We start from the raw sequence: 18,935 nt of genomic DNA on the forward strand, positions 1-18,935 counted from the left end.
TATATTTGTTTATGCGTTTAAGAAGCTAAGGTTTTTAGGCCTGTGCCGCTTTGTTCAATATTAAAAAAGTCCATTGTGCCATTCATGCTATTGGCTTGGTCTGCCATCGATTGACCGGCAGCGGTTGCTTGTTCAACCAGCGCCGCATTTTGTTGAGTCATTTCATCCATCTGTGTGATCGCACTATTGACCTGAACTATACCTTCAGATTGTTGTTTTGATGATTCGGTTAAATCTTGCATCATAGCGCGCACTTTTGAAGTCGCTTCAACAATTTCTAGCAGGGTTTCACCCGATTTATTGACCAATGAAGTACCTTCTTCAACTTTGGTTTGGCTGTCTCTGATCAAATCCTTGATCTCTTTTGCCGCTTCAGAAGAGCGCTGTGCAAGGTTTCTAACTTCCCCTGCAACCACTGCAAAACCTCGGCCCTGTTCACCAGCTCTTGCGGCTTCTACCGCGGCGTTCAGCGCCAATAGATTTGTTTGGAAAGCAATTTCATCTATCACACCAATAATTTCAGAGATCTCTTTACTAGAGTCATTAATTTCCTTCATTGCCGTTACAGCCATATTGACGACTTGACCGCCTTGCTCAGCTCGGCGCTCGGCATCAAGGGAGAGCTCATTGGCGTTTTCTGCCCGTTTACTGCTTTGTTTCACACTGTCGGTCATGGCTTCCATACTGGATGAAGTTTCTTCAAGACTTGAGGCCTGTTCTTCGGTACGTTGGCTTAAGTCCATATTACCTTGTGCAATCTCATTGGCGCTCTGAGAAATACTACCAGCGGACGAGCGAATACTAGATATAATTTCTGTGAGCTTGTCTGCAGTGGTGTTAGTATCTTCTTTGAGTTTGCCAAATTTACCTTGATACTGATTGGTGATACGTTTACTTAAATCGCCATGGGCAAGGGCGCCGAGCATGTGCATGACATCGTCCAAAGCCACCTCTACCGTGCCGAGTAGGTCGTTAAGCCCCTGACTTAAGTTACCAAAGAAACCCGATTTACCTGTTGGATCAATTTTTTTACTTAAATCCCCCTGAGATGCAGCTTGCACGATCTCATCTATTTCTTTTTCAATATTTACCTCGGCGGTGCGGTCAACCCACTCCAGTACTGTCCCGATGCGTTTGCCATCTACTGAGATAGGGTTTGCTGTAAGGGCAAAGACTTTATCGCCGATATGCTCAACACTGCGATGTGTATCTTGCAGGTTTTCAAAAACTAGGCGTTGCTGTTCTGGCTCTAGGTAAAAGTCATGGATTGCAAAACCGATTAGATTGTTCGCCTCAAATACACCCACGTGCTGTTTAATATCTCGTTCAGATTCTGACATCATATTTTGCAGTGCGTTGTTGGCATATATGATATTGAGTTCTGGATCTGCGATCATGACGTTGCCAGAAACGCTATCGAGTGCATATTTGACCCGAGCGTTTTCGGAGGCAATCCGAGACTTTTCGCGCTCAAGAGCTAACCACTGGGTTTTATCTTGCCACTCGATAACGGTACCGACACGTTCTCCCTCAACTTTTACTGGGCTGGCGACAATGCTGAAGGTACGTCCTGCGATAACAAACTTGCTTTGGTGGCTAGTGGTCAAGTTGTCAAATTCAGCCAATAAATTTGTAAAGTGTGCAAAGTAATGGTCTATTGGGTTGTGTTTTATGGACTCAGGATCAAAGCCAACGAGTTCGCTTTCAATGTCTTTTTCAGCAGCTCTAAACATTTGTTCTAAAGAACTATTTAAGTAAATTACTTGATATGTATCGTCAGTTATCATCACTTGGCCTGACGAGCCATCGAGGGCGTATTTTACACGCGCATTTTCTGACGCGATTTGAGCTTTTTCTTTTTCGTTGGCAAGCCACTTAGTTTTGTCTTCCCACTCGTATACAAGGCCTACGACGTTACCATCCACGATTACAGGACTTGCTACAATGTCGAATGTTCTGCCTGCGATATTCAATTCAGCGTTGTAGCTATCGCTTAGGTGCTGTACAGCGTCTTCTACCTCAGAGAAGTCAGGCAAAGATTGACTGAGCGGGTGGTTAAGCAGCAACTTACTGTCAAATTGTGCATGAACAGAACAAATATCGGTACAGGCAACATCAAACATGGCGTAAATGGCATCATTTAAATAGATCACCTGATTGTTTGTATCGGTTATCATTACACAGGCACTGGCATTGTCTAGCGCGCTTTTGATACGGGCATTTGTACTCGCAATTCGTTTTTCTTCACGTTCTTTTTCTCGTATTTGGCGCAGGCTCTCTCGCATTGCCATCATAGATTTGAAAACACCTTTTGGCGTGCGTCCATCGTATTGTTCATCAAGGTCACCGCGAGAAATGGCGAGTGCCACTTTTTCAAGCTCACTCGGGTCCTTGCCCAGCTGAGCCATGACATTTCGTGTTAGTACAAACACAATGCATCCACTCAGCACCAATGCAATCACAAAGGTAACGAGGATATTGCCAACAGCGGACTCGTTTTCATCTTTAAGTCTAGGCCCAAGTTGGTCTTGATCTGTCTTCACCGAGAGTTTTAGATCATCAACCAACTTAGCAAACTTAGGACCGAGCATATCTAAGGTATTGGTTACCTTATCGTTGCGATCTACAATGATATCGTGAACACTCAAATATGCTTCTTTGTATTGTGCTTCTAAACCTCTCACTCGGTCGATTATGTCACGATTGGCTGCCGTATTTGTAAGCTGCTCTATCAAATCCATTTGTTGCTCAAAAGCGCTAAATTCTTGTTTAACCCGTTGATCAGCGCTCTCATCGTTGCTCTCGAGATATTTAATGACATATAGCCTCCCCAGCAGTAAATTCCGCATGGCGACGCCGGTTAAGTAGGCTAGCTGGGTGTTATTGCTTTCCGATGCACTAAACATTAACTTGGTCAGTTCCCTTTCCATTTGCGGACCAATTACGTTCAACTTATTGAATACCAAATCATTACGTTGTACTCGATAAGATTTAATTAAATCGAACGTTTCGTTATACACCGCGATTTTGGCGATGAGCTCGCGTACCATCTGAGCGCGTTCAGGTTTGTTGATTTCTCGTGTTGCATCATTAAGTAGGCTCTCTACTTGATTAAAATATTCGTCATATTGTTGTATGTCTTTTTCGCTACCAGTGAGCAAAAAGTCTTTCACATTCATGCGAACCATCAGCATGTTAGATTGCAAAATACCTGCAAGATTGCTGTCTCGAGCAAGCTCTCGATAATCTTTAAAACCATCGGATGCTATTTTGAGAGCAAAGTAGGAAATAAAGCCAATCACGGCTAACGTGATCATTAAGGCTGAAAAAGCAGCTATTAGCTTCGCGCGCAGTGTAGATATGATATTGAAATGTATGGAATTAGCCATATTAAAATTCCCTTATACCGCAGGAGTTGCGTGAAATAAAAAAGTCCTGAACTCAAGTATAGAAGCTAAATCGCAATGCGTTTTATTATTGACAATAGAAGTGACCAGTTGGCTGGGATATAGCCCAGAATAGAGTGCTCAAAGGATTGAAATTTCTAAATAAGAATTTGATTTTATTGAAGAAACTTGTTAAGTTGAGAGAGTTGGCAGTTTAAGTCTAGATTAGCATTAAGTGGTGACACTGAGCTTAGCAACTTCGTATTTTTGATAGGAAGAAGAAATTAAGATGCAGTGTAATAGGCTGTTACCTTGAATTTCTGGTATTTAAATTACGCGTATGATATCAAATCGTATATGTATTTGTTTTAGGAGCAAACACGCTGTGAGTAGTATAGTGACAATTAGGCTGGCAAAGGACGACGAAATCCACTGGGTAAATGATCAATATCAACGAGTCGGGTTTAAATTATCCAGTATCGACAGCGATGTTATTGCAATCGCGCTTATTGAAGGTCAAAAAGTAGGAGTTGGGCGAGTTCAACAAATTACAGAGCATGCTGCGGAATTAGGGGGGATGTATGTAAATCCAGACTTTAGAGGTGTGGGGGTGGCTGCTAAGTTGGTGGCATTTTTGGTCGACAATGCTTCACAATATGCCAGTGTGTATTGTTTACCATTTGCCCATCTTGCTAAATTTTATGGAAAATTTGGGTTTATACCTGTAGAGGCTGGTGAACAACAAGTGCCTGATATCGTATTAAGTAAACACCATTGGTGCAATGAAATATACGAGCACGAGACACTATTGTTCGTCAAAAACAGTGAAAATTCATAAATGGCGCTCTTATGGATGAGCAAGAAATTAGGCTGTTGTTAACGCAGCTATTAATGCCAATCGTTCAGTTTAATGAGTATGAAATAGAATTGGCACTTGATTTGTTTTCATTTAAAACGTTTGAGTCAGAGGCGCACGTCTTTGTTAGTCAGGATATTGTAACAGAAGTGCATTTTGTATTATCTGGTCTTGGCCGTTATTACTACTTAGACCGTGACGGAAAGGAGTTCAATAAGTCTTTAGTGAAGCAAGGTGGAGCATTCACTAGCATTGGGTCGCTTGTAGATAGTAGCCCGAGTCCATTTTATGCCCAGGCGCTAACTCAATGTAAAATAGCATCAATACGATACGACGAACTCGTAGCCCTTGCAGAAGATAATCCCAACTGGGGTCGATTTGTACGAAGGCTTTACGAGCGATTAGCGCTTAAGAAAGAGCGTCGTGAAGCCAGTTTTCTGTTATTGGATGCGCAGCAACGATACGAACAATTCCTAATGGGTTTTGGCAGCGAAAGCGAAAATATTGCGCTCAATCAAGTTGCTATGTACCTTGGTATTACGGATGTGAGCTTGTCTCGAATTAGAAAAAAGATGGGCTTAACTTAAGTTAAGGCAATATGTGGGGCAACAAATTATTGTTGTGCTTTTATCGACAGGAAGCATGACATGCGAAAACTACTGCCACCGCACTTATATCTTATTACTCTAGCAGCGATGGGAATGACCAGCTGGTTGTTTTCTTCTGCGCCTTTAGTATCTTATCCATACAATTTAATTGGCTTACCTATTGCTGTTTTAGGCATTGTATTGTCCAGCCTAGCGAAAAAAACCTTTTCTCAGTTGAAGGCGAATGTACTGACTTTTAACGAACCAAACCAGCTTGTCACACACGGCGCATTTCAATACTCTAGAAACCCTATGTATTTAGGGTTTGCAGTATCTTTGCTGGGTTTTAATATTTTGATGGGAGCCAGTTTATTATTGCAGCTCCCATTACTTTTATTTGTTGTGATCACAGATTGTTGGTATATCCGCTTTGAGGAGCATGCTATGCATAAGAAGTTTGATAAAGAGTACGTACTATACTGCGCTCAAGTAAGGCGTTGGCTGTAAAAATATAATCGGAAATTATGAGGGAGTAGGGTGGTCACTGTGAAGTGACAGCTCAATAAGGGTAATGAAGCACGTAGTAACATTGAGAAAATTAAAAAAGACAGACCAAATATACTTGGTACGCCACCTGAATGACGCACAGGTGATACAATATTTATCAGATAGGATCCCGCAACCTTATACGCAGCAAGACGCTAGCTGGTGGTTGGAAGTAGGGTGCGAGCAAAATGCAATAAACCGGGCAATAGAGGTTGATGGCCAGTTCTGTGGCGTAATTGGGGTGTATCTTCCTGAAGGTGATATGCTGCGAGCTAGTGCAGAGATTGGATATTGGGTTGGCCATGAATTCTGGGGAATGGGGATAGCAACACAGGCGGTAGTGATGTTTTCAACCATAGTATTTAACGAATCGGACGTAGTTGAATTAAGTAATCCCGTTTCTGCCCCTAACAAAGCATCCATCCGCGTTATGGAAAAAGCGGGGTTTAAGTTAAAGCAGGTGAGCAAGAAAACGGCCAAACATCAGCAGTGCTTTTTTGATGAGCATGTGTATTCGCTCAACCGCTCTGCTTTCCTCGGAACAGTCTGAAAGGAGTGAACAAAGCGACCTTGAGCTCAACAGGTCGCTTGTTTATTACTTAATTGATCATCGCACTATTGCGGTATACAAGCTTGCGGATGAGTACATGCCCAAATAGAGCGACATGCAGCGCGTGTTTCTACTTGAGGCTTTCCGCCAGCAACATTAGGTGTAAGGTCTTTGTCCAAAGGACGGTTATTAGAAAGGTTTTTTAATGCGTTTTTTTTCATTGTTAATTTCATTTGTATCTCCTTGATTTGTACTAAATTGTACCTTTACAAAGCTAACGAATACTTAAGCTTGATTCAATGCAAATACATGAACTGTTACATTCATTGGGTATTTGGGGAGCGAATAATCTATTTGAAGTCATCTGTAAAAATATGTGTATTTGCTGATTTTTTTATGGACGCTCTTAATGAATTGTTTTATATACTTTCTTTTTATTGAACAATTGATTGTATTGATTAGCGGCAATTGATGAGAAGTTATTTTCCTAATTGTTACAGTTTATTTCCATATAGGCATAATTGAAATATTTCATCCGACTGACACGATATAGCGCTCGTGATACAATCGCCCGTCAAATTTATTGGTAGTATTTCTGCCGTTTGTAGAGAGTTAAATAGTATGAGTGAGTCGTTTGCAGCGATTGGATTAGTAAACCCTAAATCGCCTACCAATGTTGGAGGAGTGCTGCGTGCCGCAGGGTGTTATGATGCAAATGCTGTATATTTTAATGGTAACCGATACGCAAAAGCTGCCAAGTACCATACGGATACGAAAAATATTGCCGACAATATCCCAATCCAACAAGTAGACGATCTTACAAGCTTAAAAATAGCAGGCAGAGCACTTGTGTGTGTCGAGCTAGTTGAAGGCGCGACGCCATTACCTCAATTTATCCACCCTGAAAACGCGCTTTATGTATTCGGCCCTGAGGATGGCAGCTTGCCACAAAATATTGTTGATGCAGCAGATGCAGTCGTTTATGTACCTACAACGGGGTGTATGAATTTGGCAGCAACTGTTAATGTCTTGTTGTATGATCGTATGGCGAAGCGCTCGACAAACTTTGATAAAAACCAGATTTTAGCAAGCCGAGATACCAATAACCGCCTAACGGTAGGGTAATTCCGAATGTGAAGGGCGTTATTGAGCAGATAAATTGAGTGTCGTATGTTTGTTTGCTGCAATGATAGTTAATAGGCAGCAGTAAAAGCCGCGCAATGACGCGGCTTGTGTATATTTATCCGAGGTCAAACCTGTCTAAGCGCATAACTTTAACCCAAACTTTGACAAAGTCATTGGCGAATTTTTGTTTGGCATCGTCAGATGCGTATACCTCAGCGATGGCTCTTAATTCAGAGTTAGAACCAAAAATTAAATCAACAGAACTCGCCTGCCATTGTTGCTTACCCGTTTTTCTATCAAAACCCAGATAAATCCCCGGTTGTGATTTAGATTTCTGCCACTTGGTACGCATATCTAACAAGTTTACGAAAAATGCATTGTCTAAGCTGCCAGGGGTGGCGGTAAGCACACCTGTTTTAGAGTTGTCGGTGTTTGTTTCAAGTACACGCATGCCACCTAAAAGTACAGTCATCTCCGGGACTGACAAACCTAGCATATTGGCTTTATCGACGAGCATTTTTGTTGGCGACATATATGCATCGCTGTGATAGTAGTTCCTGAATGCATCGGCTTTTGGCTCTAAATAATTGAACGACTCTATGTCTGTTTGGCGCTGTGTTGCATCGGTTCTGCCGGGAATAAATGGCACGGATACAGACAGCCCCGCTTTGTTAAGTGCATTTTCAAGCCCAGTCGCGCCAGCAAGGACAATCACATCAGCTAGAGAGACTTGGCGGCTTACACGTTTGTTAAATTGAGTTTTGACTTGCTTTAATTTTGCGAGCACCTTTTTCAGTTGTAGAGGGTTGTTGACGGCCCAGTGATTTTGTGGCGCAAGTTGGATCCGTGCGCCATTAGCTCCGCCTCGCATATCTGTTATTCGATGGCTCGACGCTGCTGCCCAAGCGGTTTCTATTAGATCCGAGTTGGGTAATCCGGTTCGTTTGATGGCGGTTTTCAAGGCCTCAATATCTTTTGGCGTGATAATGTCTCCTTCATGAGGGGGGATTGGGTCTTGCCACGTAAGAGCAACTTGAGGAATTTCGCTGCCCAAATAGCGAGCTCTTGGTCCCATATCTCGGTGTGTGAGCTTAAACCACGCCTTAGCAAAGGCCAGTTCATACTCTTTAGGATCAGTACGGAATTTTTCGATAATTTGACGAAATGCAGGATCTTCTTTCAAGGCGAGATCTGTGGTAAACATTATCGGTGCGCTGCGTTTATTTTTGATATGTGCATCAGGTACTAGGTTGGCAGCTGCTGGGTTGTCAGGGATCCACTGAATTGCACCAGCAGGGCTGGTTGTTTGCACCCAGTTAAAATTCATGAGGTTGTCCAAATAATTGGTTGACCACTGTGTAGGAGTGACTGTCCATGCACCTTCAAAGCCGCTGGTACTGGTATCAGCACCTTTACCGGAACCACATTTATTTTTCCAACCGAACCCTTGTTGCTCTGTTGGGGCGGCGGCCGGCTCTTTACCAATACAATCGTTAGGTTTTTTGGCCCCATGGGCCTTGCCAAAGGTATGGCCTCCGGCAATCAATGCGACAATCTCTTCATCGTTCATCGCCATGCGGCCAAACGATAGACGAATATCTGCGGCAGCTAACAGAGGGTCGGGTTTGCCATGTGGGCCTTGTGGATTCACGTAAATCAACCCCATTTCGACGGCTGCCAGTGGACCTTTGAGTTTGCCTTTTTTGTCGCGCCGCTCATCCACTAAGAACGTGGTTTCTGGACCCCAGTAAACTAGATCAGGTTCCCAATCATCGCTTCGTCCGCCAGCAAACCCGATAGTTTTAAAACCCATAGATTCGAGCGCAACATTACCGGACAGGACCATTAAATCAGCCCATGAAAGCTGTTTTCCATACTTTTGTTTAACAGGCCAGAGTAAGCGCCTTGCTTTGTCTAAGTTGGCATTATCAGGCCAACTATTAAGTGGGTTAAAACGTTGCTGTCCGCCAGCAGCTCCGCCACGACCATCATGCACGCGGTACACACCAGCACTGTGCCAAGCCATACGGATCATTAAAGGGCCATAGTGTCCCCAGTCTGCTGGCCACCAATCTTGCGAGTCAGTTAGGGTTGCTTTGATATCGGCTTTCACCTGCGTTAGGTCGAGCTTGATAAATTCCTTTCTGTAATCATAGTTTGCACCATACGGGTTGGATTTGATGCCATGTTGTCGAAGTGGGCTGAGGTCCAACTGCTCAGGCCACCAGAACTGATTTGTTTTTATTTGAGTTGCAGCAGAGGAGGCGGTGGCTGTGTTTGCAATTGCCATCGCGATACCTGTTGCAAGTGTGATCAATTGAGTACGCATAAATTAAGCTCCAAAAGGGTTATTTAGACCCGCCAAACGGTTCTAAGTGGTGACCTTTTAGAGCCTAAGTGGACAGCTAACAATTGAAAAATTGAATAACTTAAAGATAGTTATCAGTTTTTTAGAATGTTTAAAGAGTGTTCAATAGAATGTATTTATCTCTTTGAATCTTATGATTTTATTTTTTATACATCGTTTTGTCTTTATAGTTTTGATTGAAAAGTGTTCATTTTGGCGGGTGCATATATGAATTTATTGATTAAACTAGTCAAAATAATCAATAAAAAAGAACGTAATAATGGTTTCTATAAAACAAATTGTCTATGCACTGGCTGTTGAGAAAACACTGCATTTTAAAAAAGCAGCTGATGCATGCCACGTTTCACAGTCTACGCTCAGTACTGCGATCCATGAACTGGAAAAACAATTGGGCACAGTGATTTTTGAGCGCAATAATAAACATGTTTTCGTGACACAGCAGGGGCAACTGCTCTTAGATAAAGCGCGTAAAATAAAGCTCGAAGTAGACGAGTTTATGATGTTATCGCAATTGAATAATTCACCGTTGTCTCGGTCCATGAAAATAGGTGTGATCCCAACAATTGGACCTTTTTTACTACCAAAAGTCCTCCCAGAAGTTCGGCGACAATACCCTGAATTTAAGTTGAAAATCATAGAAGAACAGTCCCATGTATTAACTGATATGTTACGTCAGGGTGAGTTGGATGCGGCTATTCTCGCTTTGCCATACCAGATTGACGGGTTAATGGCTTTTAACTTTTGGCAAGAAGATTTTTATTGGGTGAGCCACAAAGATGAAAGTGGCGCAAGGCTGCAAGAGATCACCAGTGAGCAATTCGATATCGCAAAATTGATGTTGCTCAAAGATGGGCACTGTTTAAAAGACCATGCGTTGAGCGCGTGCAATTTACCGCAAGATCAGAAAGATACCTCATTTGATAGTACAAGCTTACATACGCTCATTCAGATGGTTGCAGGCAAGATTGGCACGACTTTAGTGCCTCAAATGGCACTAGACCAGCTAGTCAAAGGAGAGTCAGAGCTAGTTGCACTGCATCTCAATGAGCCTGGGCCACATCGCACGATTGCGATGGTTGTGAGGCCTAACTATGTTCGAACAAACGATATCACGATACTTCAAAAGCTGTTTGAAAAGGAACTTAGCAAGCATTGTGTAATGAGCTATTGCGGTATATAAAACCTGTTGTTTAGGCTTCGTTTTAGTCGTTGCCCCCGAATTTGTGTGATGCGCTGATGAAATGATTCTTGTTGTGTACTAACTGGTTGTTACGCATTTAGCTTATTGGTAACGCCTAGCTACATCAAAGTATGGAAAAGTAACACTCAATAACAACTCGCTTGGATTGTTGCCAATATACTCTGACTCAAAGCCTATTGGAGGAGAGTATAGTGAAGTTAATCAACAGTTTAGTACTATCAATTGCAGTATCGGTTTTAGCCGGGTGTAGTAATGATGATACCTACACCGCCGATGTAAGTGCGATCAATTTGGTCAATAGTGAAATCGATGTTTATTGGCAGTTTGATAAAGAGCGAGATGAAATGTCTTTATCTAATGGCAATGGAATGTTGTTTGGCGATAAGTCGGCTGAAAAGCTCTTAATCCAGGATAATACGGATGGAGACGTGTTTTCATTTTATGCAGTCAAAGGTAATTCAAAAGAGACTGCGATTGAATCTACGCGGTTCCGTTTTTCTAAACATGGTGACTATGTTGTATACAGCTATGGTCGCTTGGATAACGACTCGGCACAGGCTGCGCAGTTAGATGCAGTTAAAATCTATGATGGAGAAATAGCGACGAGTAAATACCGCGTCATTGTTGTTCATACTTATGTGGCTGATATGGGCAAGGTTGATGTGTATATGGGAGACCAAAAACTCGTGGAAGATCTGGAGTATGGCGAGGCAACCGAGTTTGTAGATTTATCGATTGATTTAAATGAATTGATTGTCGTCAAAGCAGGCCAAGGTGCAAACACTGCTACACCAATAGCCAAAATAAGACTGTCTCCACAAGCTGGAGATATTCATTTAGCTTATATTACAACGACTTCTGAGAATGAAGGTAATATTAAATCGTTCAACGTAACCCCTGCAAAATAGCACTATCGCCTGCGTCTCGATACCCCGCACTTCAAAAGTGATTACCTAACAAAGCGGCTTGTGCCGCTTTTTTGCGCACCTTTAGATTAAATTCTCAAAAATAGAATGTTTAACTCTAATATGGCTAATTTCATTCCTAAAAAAAGATAGTAAACTTGTTTGCAAGTAAGGCAGTTATGCCAGATGAAAAAATTTAAGCTTAGGAGCAATACAATGAATTTAGTGAATATCATTTCAAACAACGATAGTTTATCCAATACCGCCAGCTTATTAGGTCGCATTGGTTTATCAGTCATATTTATCTTAGCTGGCCTGAACAAAATCCAATACTTTGATGGCAACGCACAGTATCTTGCATCAGGTGGTTTGCCTGAGTTTTTACTTCCACTGGTGATTGTGTTTGAGTTGATTGGTGGTTTATTTATTCTAGCTGGAGCGCTAACACAACTGACAGCTTTAGCCTTTGCTGGGTTTTGTGTAGTGAGCGCGTTGCTATTTCATAATAATCTCGCCGATCAAATGCAGTTTTTTATGTTTTTTAAAAATATTGCAATGGCTGGTGGCTTTCTAGCCTTGGCATCTGCTGGTGCTGGTCGTTTTAGTGTCGATTATAAGTTAGCAAACGCTAAATGATACGAGTAGGGCCAACTCAATGGCCCTTCATACTTAAGGTTATATTGGTAATTTAAATTTGTGAACGTGGCATAGTATTTTTAGCAATATATGTAGATTACCAGTGGGTGTTGAAGAGTATATTAGGAGCAAAGCAATGGGTTTATTAGTAAACGGACAATGGCATGATAAATGGTATGACACAAAATCAAGTAATGGGGAGTTTAAGCGTGAAGCTGCACAGCTACGAAACTGGATTACACCTGATGGTGAACCCGGTCTAAGTGGCGAAGGTGGTTTCATGGCGCAAAAGGGCCGATACCATTTGTACGTTTCGTTGGCATGTCCTTGGGCGCATCGAACGTTAATTTTTAGGACTATTAAGGGCCTAGAAGAGTATATAGACGTGTCTATAGTGAGTCCTGACATGCTTGAGAATGGCTGGACTTTTGATAAAGCTGCAAGCAGCACAGGCGACGCGCTATACGATAGTGAATTTATGCACCAGTTATACTCAAAAAACAAAGCGGATTACACTGGTCGAGTGACTGTGCCTGTTCTTTGGGATAAGTACCAACAGCGTATTGTCAGTAACGAATCCTCTGAAATTATCCGTATGTTTAATGACGCTTTCAATCATTTAACGGGCAATGCGCTAGACTTTTATCCTCAGCATCTGCGAAATTCAATTGATGAGATAAACGCCTTCATTTACGAAAATATTAACAATGGCGTCTATCGTACAGGTTTTGCAACCAGTCAAGAAGCGTATGAACAAGCCTTCGGTCAGTTGTTCAATGCACTTGATAAAGTGGAGCATTTATTAAGTGAAAACCAGTACCTAGTCGGCGATACATTAACAGAAGCAGATTGGCGCTTATTTACGACATTAATTCGTTTTGATACGGTTTATGTTGGCCATTTTAAGTGCAACAAGCGCACAATTGAGAGCTACCCGAACTTGTCGAACTATATTAGAGCGCTTTTTCAATATTCGGGTGTGGCTAAGACAGTCGATTTCTATCACATCAAGCGTCACTACTATTTTAGCCATACAATGATCAACCCAACACAAGTAGTACCACAGGGACCCGATATTGATTACAGTACTAGGCACAACAGAGCGTCATAGCGCCGCTGTTGCTTCAGAAAGTTAGTGATGCAAAGCTAAGGGCCAGTTCAGGCCCTTTTAATTGTTGATATCCTTTTGAGCTAACAAGGTTGACTGTGCCGATATAACTTGCCATTTATCGCCGTGTTTTGCCCAAACCCGAGAAAATGCAAAGTGACCATCTGCATTTTGACCGCTATACGTGCCTGTAATAGAGGCGAACGCGTGTACAACACATGTTTCTTGTTGAGTTATTAAATCAAGGTTATATAAATCGATAGAGTTTATATTCAGTAAACCAGATCGATGTAAATCTAAATCATCATTTTTTGACAGCCTCTGTCCAAGGTGGTTGGTAAAAATGAGTTGGTCGCTCAATAAACTGTCCAGAGCGGCGATGTCTGATTTTTGCATAGCTATTTTTAATGCCTCTTCAGCCTGCAATATGTGTTGTACTAGATTATTGCCCATAATAAGCCTACGTGTTTGCTGTAAATTTTACATGTTATGGTGAAGGGGGCGCATGGTTATTCTAGTCCCAGGGCGAGCAGAAAGATAAAAACTCCCACGAAATACATGCTATTTATAATCTTAATATTGACCAAGCCGTCTACGTTTCCTTTCCATGACTCTTTAAGTGGCGTAAAGAGTATTTTCGGTTGCAGAGCGAAACCGAGCAAAAGCACAAAGGCCCCACAAGATTTGAGCATTTCAAGAGGTTGACTTGCAACGATGATAAAATCGTAAATTCCACTCAAGAGAATAATGAGAGCAAATACCAACCATACTAATGATGCAACTTTTTCTTTAACTGCTAAATTTCTTATCATATGTCGCTCGCTAATATGCCGTTTGATTTATTTGATTAAATCAAAAAATATACAGGGTTAGTAGTTTTATCAATCAGGAAGGGCTGTTTTATTCACCAGATTCTTATTTTTCTTGAGTAATTGTGCGCTTTATACGGCGTTATATTGGTGCATTCTTGGGTTTATGGAGTCAGTTAATAAGCCGCAAGTTAAAACTTTAGTTGCGGCTTATCTTACAAATAGCTTTAAATTTTTTGACGACAAACCCCGTGTATTCTTCTATCCCAAAAACCGATCACAGGATAATAACCAGTTGCTCTAGCCCACCGAGCCGCGCTTGCTGTTATCAAACCATTTTGCTGCGCATAATTTATTGCTAGCAAGTAGTTCGGATAGTCTACTACACAGCGCCCTGTCTCTGTATACGCACGATGTTGGTACTCGGCTAAGTCCATTACTGCCAGTGAGTTAAATGACAATAAAGTGAGGCTGACTGCACATAGTACTTTTTTACTTATCATGATGGTGTCCTTATTCGTTTTGAGTTGTCAATTAGCTGGGTTAGGCCTTGCAAATACCCGAAATGATAAATACAAAGGCGTCAATCACAGGATAGTATCCGTTACTTGAGCCCCATTGCGCCGCGGCATCCGTGATGAGACCTCTGTCACGGGCAAAATTATTGCGGAATATGACCTCTGAAGGTCCAACAGGTGCGCCCGGTCTTCGCAGTTTACATTTTATAGCGTGAATTGAACTCGCATGCGCGATGTATTCATCCAATGTCATGGGAGTGGCAGAGGTAGCTGCTGGCATTGCGATGTATTCATCCAATGTCATGGGGGTGGTAGAAGCAGCCGCAGGCATCGCGAGTGATGCCACAAATAAAAGTGTTTTAAAGTACATTTGAATTTCCTTATTGAATTAACTTATTTTTTGAGAATGATTTGTATGTGCTAATTTTGTTTGTATACGAGTCAAGATTAATACTGAAAATGGCTGAAATTTGACCGGAAAAATAATCAATAACGGGGTAATAACCAAATGCTTTGCCCCAATATGATGCTCTTTCAGTGATCAAACCTTGCTGATATGCGTAATCGATATAAAACTTGACCCGCTCATGGCTTGGTGGTCTAGCGTAACAGCGAACCATACTATCTTGTTCGGCTCTTGCTCGATATTGTTCAAATGTCATTGCGGCAAGCACGCCACTTGATAACAAAGACAATAACCCAACAGAGGCGAATAGTTTTAATTAAATCGGTTTTGAGTGCGAGATATAACATATCAGGTGAATTCTATCTCGAGAGAAGAAATCGACTATTGGATAGAATCCATTTCTTATACCCCATTGAGAAGATTGCTCAGTGATTAGCCCTTGGTCACGAGCAAACTCATTACGCAATCTAATCTCTTCTATTTTTCGGGGTCTCATATAGCGAGCCTCCCAACATTGGTATCTTTCTTCATATGAAGTTGCCCGCTCGATATATTCATCTAGCGACAATGCAGCAGCTGATTCAAATGTAAACAAAGAGAGTGCTCCTGCTAATGCGAGCGTCTTAAAAGTCATAATAAATCCTTTATATTGTGTAGTGTATTTAACTTGTTATGGGATCCAAATTTAAATAGTAAGTGTTTAATTCCGCTTCAATTAGAATGCTATTGTCATGTAGCCTTGCTGCTAAGGTTTGCCAGCAGAGCAAACTGCGCGGACGTCTTGCCAAAACATATCGATGATAGGGTAAAAACCATTGGCCCTTCCCCAATTGGCGGCACGTGTTGTAATAAGCCCTCGATACAGTGCTTCATCAATATATTGCTGCCAATTTGAGGGGGCTGGGAAGGTATTGCAGCGCGAGTGAGGCTGACTGCCTATAATGGCACGATACTGATATTCAGATATGTTCATTGATGCAAATGATTCAAATGAAAGTATAGAAAACACACTTGCAAAGGTGAGCTGTTTGATGTTCATAGTGATTTCCTTATGTAGTTTAAGCGATCCAGAATAAATAAAAGCGCTGATATTTTTGATTAGATGCCTCTGCAAATGGCGTTAATTCTGCCTGAGTTAGGGTCAATTAAAGGGTAGAAGCTGTAAGCCTTGCCCCAATAGGCTGCTCTTTCAGTAATTAAGCCCCTGTTATGTGCATCGTCAATTCGTCTCGCTAATTCTTGAAATGAAATAGGTCCTGCATAACACGTTCCTGGTGGACCGTTACCTTCAAGGGCAAAGGCGCGATATTGAGCTAACCCCATAGCAGCAGAAGCATCAAACGAAAGTAATGACAATAGCGCTGAGAAAGCGATAGTTCTATAAATCAAATTTCTATCCTCTTTTTAGCAATTTACGCTTGAGTCCTGAGCTTAACCACGGCATATTGCCAAAACTGACCGAGTATAAGTGTCCACAACAGGGTAGTAGCTATATGCTTTTGCCCAAAATGAAGCTCGTTGAGTAATAAGTCCCATCCCAAGTGCGAAATCTATTCGAGCTTTGACTTCAGTGTATGATGTAGGTTTTGAGGTACAGCGACCTGCAGCTTGTGCATCTCTTTGCGCCATAGCTTCATAGGCAGCCATGCTGATCGCCGCATTAGAGTCAAATGACAGTAAAGCGATAGCGCCTGCAAAGGTAAGTGATTTAAATGACATGGAACACTCCCATTTAAGGTTTGATATTACCGCCTTAGTTTTATTTACCAAGGCGCATTCGATTAGAGGTAAAAATTGACTTCTGCCTTATCTACTGCCGCTTCCACTGCAAACTGCGCCTATAGTAAAGCTAAAAAAATCAATAACAGGGTAGTAGCTATAGGCCTTACCCCAATCCGCCGCTCTTCTGGTAATTAGCCCCCGATTAACTGCCCAATCAATGCGCCTTACCATTTCATGGTATGGGAGGGGGCTATATACACATCGCCCTGTTATTTCTGAGTCTATCTGAGCGCGACTCTGATAAGCTGCTAAGTCCATCATTGCGGCAGATTCGAATGACAGCAGGGACAATGCGCCTGCGAATGCAAGAGTTTTTATCATCATGATAACTTCCTTATTTATTAACATTTAGTAATTGGTGATTTTTTTAAATACTTATATAAGCACTTTTATAGGGCTATTAATTTAAGCCTTATCTTCCACTACAAATTGCGCCTATTTTAAAGTTAAAAATATCTATAACAGGATAATAGCCATACGCTTTGCCCCAATAAGCCGCTCTTTCGGTAATTAGTCCGCGGTTAAATGCCCAATCTATGCGCATTGCCAATTCTTGGAAAGGGATTGGCTTGTTGTTACATCGCCCTCCAATTCCTGAGTCAATTCGAGCGCGATGTTCATAAGCAGCCAAGTCCATGACTGCGACAGATTCGAAGGACAGCAAGGATAATGCTCCTGCAAGTGCCAGTGTTTTTACCATCATGATAATTTCCTTATTTTTGGCTTTTAGTGCTGACCGATTAACTTTCAGGTACTTATGTGTGCACGTTTATAGGGGTCATTGATTTTGGCTTTATACACCTTTACAAATAGCCACTACAGTTCGGTCAAAAAAATCAACAACGGGATAGTAGCCATAGGCCTTACCCCAATAAGCAGCTCTTTCGGTAATTAGCCCCTGATGAAATGCCCAATCAATGCGCATAATAAATTCTTGATAAGAGATAGGGCGAGTTGAACACCGACTAGCCAAATCAGAGTCAATACGGGCGCGATATTCGTAAGTTTCCAAGTCCATTGCTGCGAAAGATTCGAATGACAGCAGGGATAATACTCCTGCTAATGCAAGTGTTTTTATCATCATTATTATTCCTTATCAGATTTAAACGCATTAAAAATACCGCTCTAACAGTGCGAAGGTTATGCATTTGGTTATCAATATGTGTTCGAATACAAATTAACTCTATTCGGCATAGCGGCGGAATATCCCGATCAAAAGCAGCTCGATTTAGGTGCATCGACACACATATGGTGGCAGATTCAATTAAGCTAAATACGCAAGGAAAAAAGTGAAAACACCCACAAAATGGTTTTTTTCATTGTCTTTCCTATTTGACATTAGTTTATCGAGCATATGCAGCACGTCGCGACATGCTGCATAAATTCAGTTAAATACAGGATCGTTTTCTCAATATCATGTTGTTGAATTATGCGCCTCTACAAACAGCAACGACTCGGTCGGCAAAGAAGTCTACTACTGGATAGTAGCCATACGCTTTGCCCCAATAAGACGCTCTTTCTGTAATGAGCCCACGGCTGTAAGCCCAGTCAATGCGTTGTTTAAGCTCAGTATATGAGATAGGGTATCCTCGGGCACAACGTCCTGAGCTTCCATTGTCCTGATAGGCTCTCATTTCATATTCAGCAATATCCATTGCGGCGAACGATTCAAATGAAAGTAGAGAAAGTACGCCAGCGAAAGCGAGGGTTTTAATGGCCATAATGATTTCCTTATATTTTGTAAAAGTAAATTAATCTTATTAATTGTGTTTATTCGGTATTTAACGCCTAGGCGACAAGTTTCGCCAACCTAAAATCCTGATTGAACAGTTGTCTCCCGACATTTAATCCAAAGAAGTAAAGGTCCTAAGATTGACTCGGCATACTCCCACAGCCTTGTATTCGTACATATCTATCACTGGGAAGTAGTAATTACTTTTGGCCTGTCGAGCGACATCGGGTGTAATAAGCCTGTCAGATACTGCCATTTGCAAATACTCTGAAAATGTCATCGGTACTCTATAGCTATAACAGGCATGGCTCCGTGCATTAGGGTGTTGCGCACCTTCTATAAACTCAGGCAAGGTCATCATTGCGTGTGATTGGAAAGACAATATGCTTAAAATAGAGAGAGCTTTAAGATTCATTTTAT

Annotated in this window: 26 protein-coding genes; 9 read left to right on the forward strand and 17 right to left on the reverse strand. The window is 41.7% G+C overall.

Annotation, left to right across the window (positions count from 1 at the left end):
* Positions 1-17: 17 nt before the first annotated feature.
* Complete coding sequence (locus tag J8M00_RS04515) at positions 18-3,389, reverse strand: methyl-accepting chemotaxis protein (protein WP_211009147.1); 3,372 nt, start codon at positions 3,387-3,389, stop codon at positions 18-20.
* A gap of 382 nt (positions 3,390-3,771) precedes the next feature.
* On the opposite strand from J8M00_RS04515, the gene J8M00_RS04520 reads away from it, so the two are divergent.
* The 4 genes from J8M00_RS04520 to J8M00_RS04535 all read left to right on the forward strand — a co-directional run bounded on the left by J8M00_RS04520 (position 3,772) and on the right by J8M00_RS04535 (position 5,925).
* Positions 3,772-4,224 (forward strand): GNAT family N-acetyltransferase, encoded by a 453-nt coding sequence (locus J8M00_RS04520; protein ID WP_211009148.1) that lies wholly within the window; start codon positions 3,772-3,774, stop codon positions 4,222-4,224.
* Positions 4,225-4,235: 11 nt separating this feature from the next.
* Complete coding sequence (locus J8M00_RS04525) at positions 4,236-4,829, forward strand: Crp/Fnr family transcriptional regulator (protein ID WP_211009149.1); 594 nt, start codon at positions 4,236-4,238, stop codon at positions 4,827-4,829.
* Between the two features lie 60 nt (positions 4,830-4,889).
* On the forward strand, positions 4,890-5,336 hold the full coding sequence (locus tag J8M00_RS04530) for a methyltransferase family protein (RefSeq protein WP_211009150.1): 447 nt from the start codon (positions 4,890-4,892) through the stop codon (positions 5,334-5,336).
* 64 nt (positions 5,337-5,400) lie between these two features.
* Complete coding sequence (locus J8M00_RS04535) at positions 5,401-5,925, forward strand: GNAT family N-acetyltransferase (RefSeq protein WP_211009151.1); 525 nt, start codon at positions 5,401-5,403, stop codon at positions 5,923-5,925.
* Between the two features lie 65 nt (positions 5,926-5,990).
* On the opposite strand, the gene J8M00_RS04540 is transcribed toward J8M00_RS04535, so the two are convergent.
* Positions 5,991-6,158: a hypothetical protein gene (locus J8M00_RS04540; protein WP_023400499.1), complete on the reverse strand. Its 168-nt coding sequence runs from the start codon at positions 6,156-6,158 to the stop codon at positions 5,991-5,993.
* A 388-nt stretch (positions 6,159-6,546) separates the two neighbouring features.
* Between J8M00_RS04540 and J8M00_RS04545 the strand changes: the two genes are divergently transcribed.
* The gene (locus J8M00_RS04545) at positions 6,547-7,050 is read left to right on the forward strand and encodes an RNA methyltransferase (protein ID WP_211009152.1); all 504 of its coding nucleotides are present in this window, start codon (positions 6,547-6,549) and stop codon (positions 7,048-7,050) included.
* Between the two features lie 115 nt (positions 7,051-7,165).
* Here J8M00_RS04545 and katG read toward each other — a convergent pair whose 3' ends face one another.
* Positions 7,166-9,379 (reverse strand): catalase/peroxidase HPI, encoded by a 2,214-nt coding sequence (gene katG / locus J8M00_RS04550; protein ID WP_211009153.1) that lies wholly within the window; start codon positions 9,377-9,379, stop codon positions 7,166-7,168.
* Positions 9,380-9,677: 298 nt separating this feature from the next.
* On the opposite strand from katG, the gene J8M00_RS04555 reads away from it, so the two are divergent.
* From J8M00_RS04555 to J8M00_RS04570, 4 genes are all read left to right on the forward strand, one after another.
* Positions 9,678-10,598: a hydrogen peroxide-inducible genes activator gene (locus tag J8M00_RS04555; RefSeq protein WP_211009154.1), complete on the forward strand. Its 921-nt coding sequence runs from the start codon at positions 9,678-9,680 to the stop codon at positions 10,596-10,598.
* 212 nt (positions 10,599-10,810) lie between these two features.
* A complete protein-coding gene (locus J8M00_RS04560) occupies positions 10,811-11,527 on the forward strand; it encodes a hypothetical protein (protein WP_211009155.1) in 717 nt (238 codons plus the stop codon).
* 213 nt (positions 11,528-11,740) lie between these two features.
* Complete coding sequence (locus tag J8M00_RS04565) at positions 11,741-12,160, forward strand: DoxX family protein (RefSeq protein WP_211009156.1); 420 nt, start codon at positions 11,741-11,743, stop codon at positions 12,158-12,160.
* A 136-nt stretch (positions 12,161-12,296) separates the two neighbouring features.
* A complete protein-coding gene (locus J8M00_RS04570; RefSeq protein WP_211009157.1) occupies positions 12,297-13,271 on the forward strand; it encodes a glutathione S-transferase family protein in 975 nt (324 codons plus the stop codon).
* Between the two features lie 57 nt (positions 13,272-13,328).
* Here the strand turns inward: J8M00_RS04570 and J8M00_RS04575 are convergent, their stop codons facing one another.
* From J8M00_RS04575 to J8M00_RS04640, 14 genes are all read right to left on the reverse strand, one after another.
* On the reverse strand, positions 13,329-13,721 hold the full coding sequence (locus J8M00_RS04575) for a nuclear transport factor 2 family protein (RefSeq protein WP_211009158.1): 393 nt from the start codon (positions 13,719-13,721) through the stop codon (positions 13,329-13,331).
* A gap of 56 nt (positions 13,722-13,777) precedes the next feature.
* Positions 13,778-14,080 carry a hypothetical protein gene (locus J8M00_RS04580; protein ID WP_211009159.1) on the reverse strand — a complete coding sequence of 101 codons (303 nt, stop codon included), beginning with the start codon at positions 14,078-14,080 and terminating at the stop codon, positions 13,778-13,780.
* Between the two features lie 224 nt (positions 14,081-14,304).
* The gene (locus tag J8M00_RS04585) at positions 14,305-14,580 is read right to left on the reverse strand and encodes a hypothetical protein (RefSeq protein WP_211009160.1); all 276 of its coding nucleotides are present in this window, start codon (positions 14,578-14,580) and stop codon (positions 14,305-14,307) included.
* 40 nt (positions 14,581-14,620) lie between these two features.
* On the reverse strand, positions 14,621-14,941 hold the full coding sequence (locus J8M00_RS04590; protein WP_211009161.1) for a hypothetical protein: 321 nt from the start codon (positions 14,939-14,941) through the stop codon (positions 14,621-14,623).
* 34 nt (positions 14,942-14,975) lie between these two features.
* Positions 14,976-15,257 carry a hypothetical protein gene (locus J8M00_RS04595; RefSeq protein ID WP_211009162.1) on the reverse strand — a complete coding sequence of 94 codons (282 nt, stop codon included), beginning with the start codon at positions 15,255-15,257 and terminating at the stop codon, positions 14,976-14,978.
* A 60-nt stretch (positions 15,258-15,317) separates the two neighbouring features.
* Positions 15,318-15,635: a hypothetical protein gene (locus tag J8M00_RS04600; protein ID WP_211009163.1), complete on the reverse strand. Its 318-nt coding sequence runs from the start codon at positions 15,633-15,635 to the stop codon at positions 15,318-15,320.
* Between the two features lie 111 nt (positions 15,636-15,746).
* Positions 15,747-16,040, reverse strand: a complete 294-nt coding sequence (locus J8M00_RS04605; RefSeq protein WP_211009164.1) for a hypothetical protein — start codon at positions 16,038-16,040, stop codon at positions 15,747-15,749.
* A 59-nt stretch (positions 16,041-16,099) separates the two neighbouring features.
* On the reverse strand, positions 16,100-16,390 hold the full coding sequence (locus J8M00_RS04610; protein WP_211009165.1) for a hypothetical protein: 291 nt from the start codon (positions 16,388-16,390) through the stop codon (positions 16,100-16,102).
* A 42-nt stretch (positions 16,391-16,432) separates the two neighbouring features.
* The gene (locus tag J8M00_RS04615) at positions 16,433-16,720 is read right to left on the reverse strand and encodes a hypothetical protein (protein WP_211009166.1); all 288 of its coding nucleotides are present in this window, start codon (positions 16,718-16,720) and stop codon (positions 16,433-16,435) included.
* An 87-nt stretch (positions 16,721-16,807) separates the two neighbouring features.
* Positions 16,808-17,107, reverse strand: coding sequence for a hypothetical protein (locus J8M00_RS04620; RefSeq protein ID WP_211009167.1), 300 nt, complete (start codon positions 17,105-17,107; stop codon positions 16,808-16,810).
* Positions 17,108-17,195: 88 nt separating this feature from the next.
* The gene (locus J8M00_RS04625) at positions 17,196-17,486 is read right to left on the reverse strand and encodes a hypothetical protein (protein WP_211009168.1); all 291 of its coding nucleotides are present in this window, start codon (positions 17,484-17,486) and stop codon (positions 17,196-17,198) included.
* 90 nt (positions 17,487-17,576) lie between these two features.
* A complete protein-coding gene (locus J8M00_RS04630; RefSeq protein WP_211009169.1) occupies positions 17,577-17,867 on the reverse strand; it encodes a hypothetical protein in 291 nt (96 codons plus the stop codon).
* A gap of 343 nt (positions 17,868-18,210) precedes the next feature.
* Positions 18,211-18,504 (reverse strand): hypothetical protein, encoded by a 294-nt coding sequence (locus J8M00_RS04635; protein ID WP_211009170.1) that lies wholly within the window; start codon positions 18,502-18,504, stop codon positions 18,211-18,213.
* Positions 18,505-18,627: 123 nt separating this feature from the next.
* Positions 18,628-18,930, reverse strand: a complete 303-nt coding sequence (locus J8M00_RS04640) for a hypothetical protein (protein ID WP_023400520.1) — start codon at positions 18,928-18,930, stop codon at positions 18,628-18,630.
* Positions 18,931-18,935 lie beyond the last annotated feature (5 nt).

The sequence above is a fragment of the Pseudoalteromonas luteoviolacea genome, from assembly GCF_018100925.1.
Taxonomy (GTDB): Bacteria; Pseudomonadota; Gammaproteobacteria; order Enterobacterales; family Alteromonadaceae; genus Pseudoalteromonas; species Pseudoalteromonas obscura.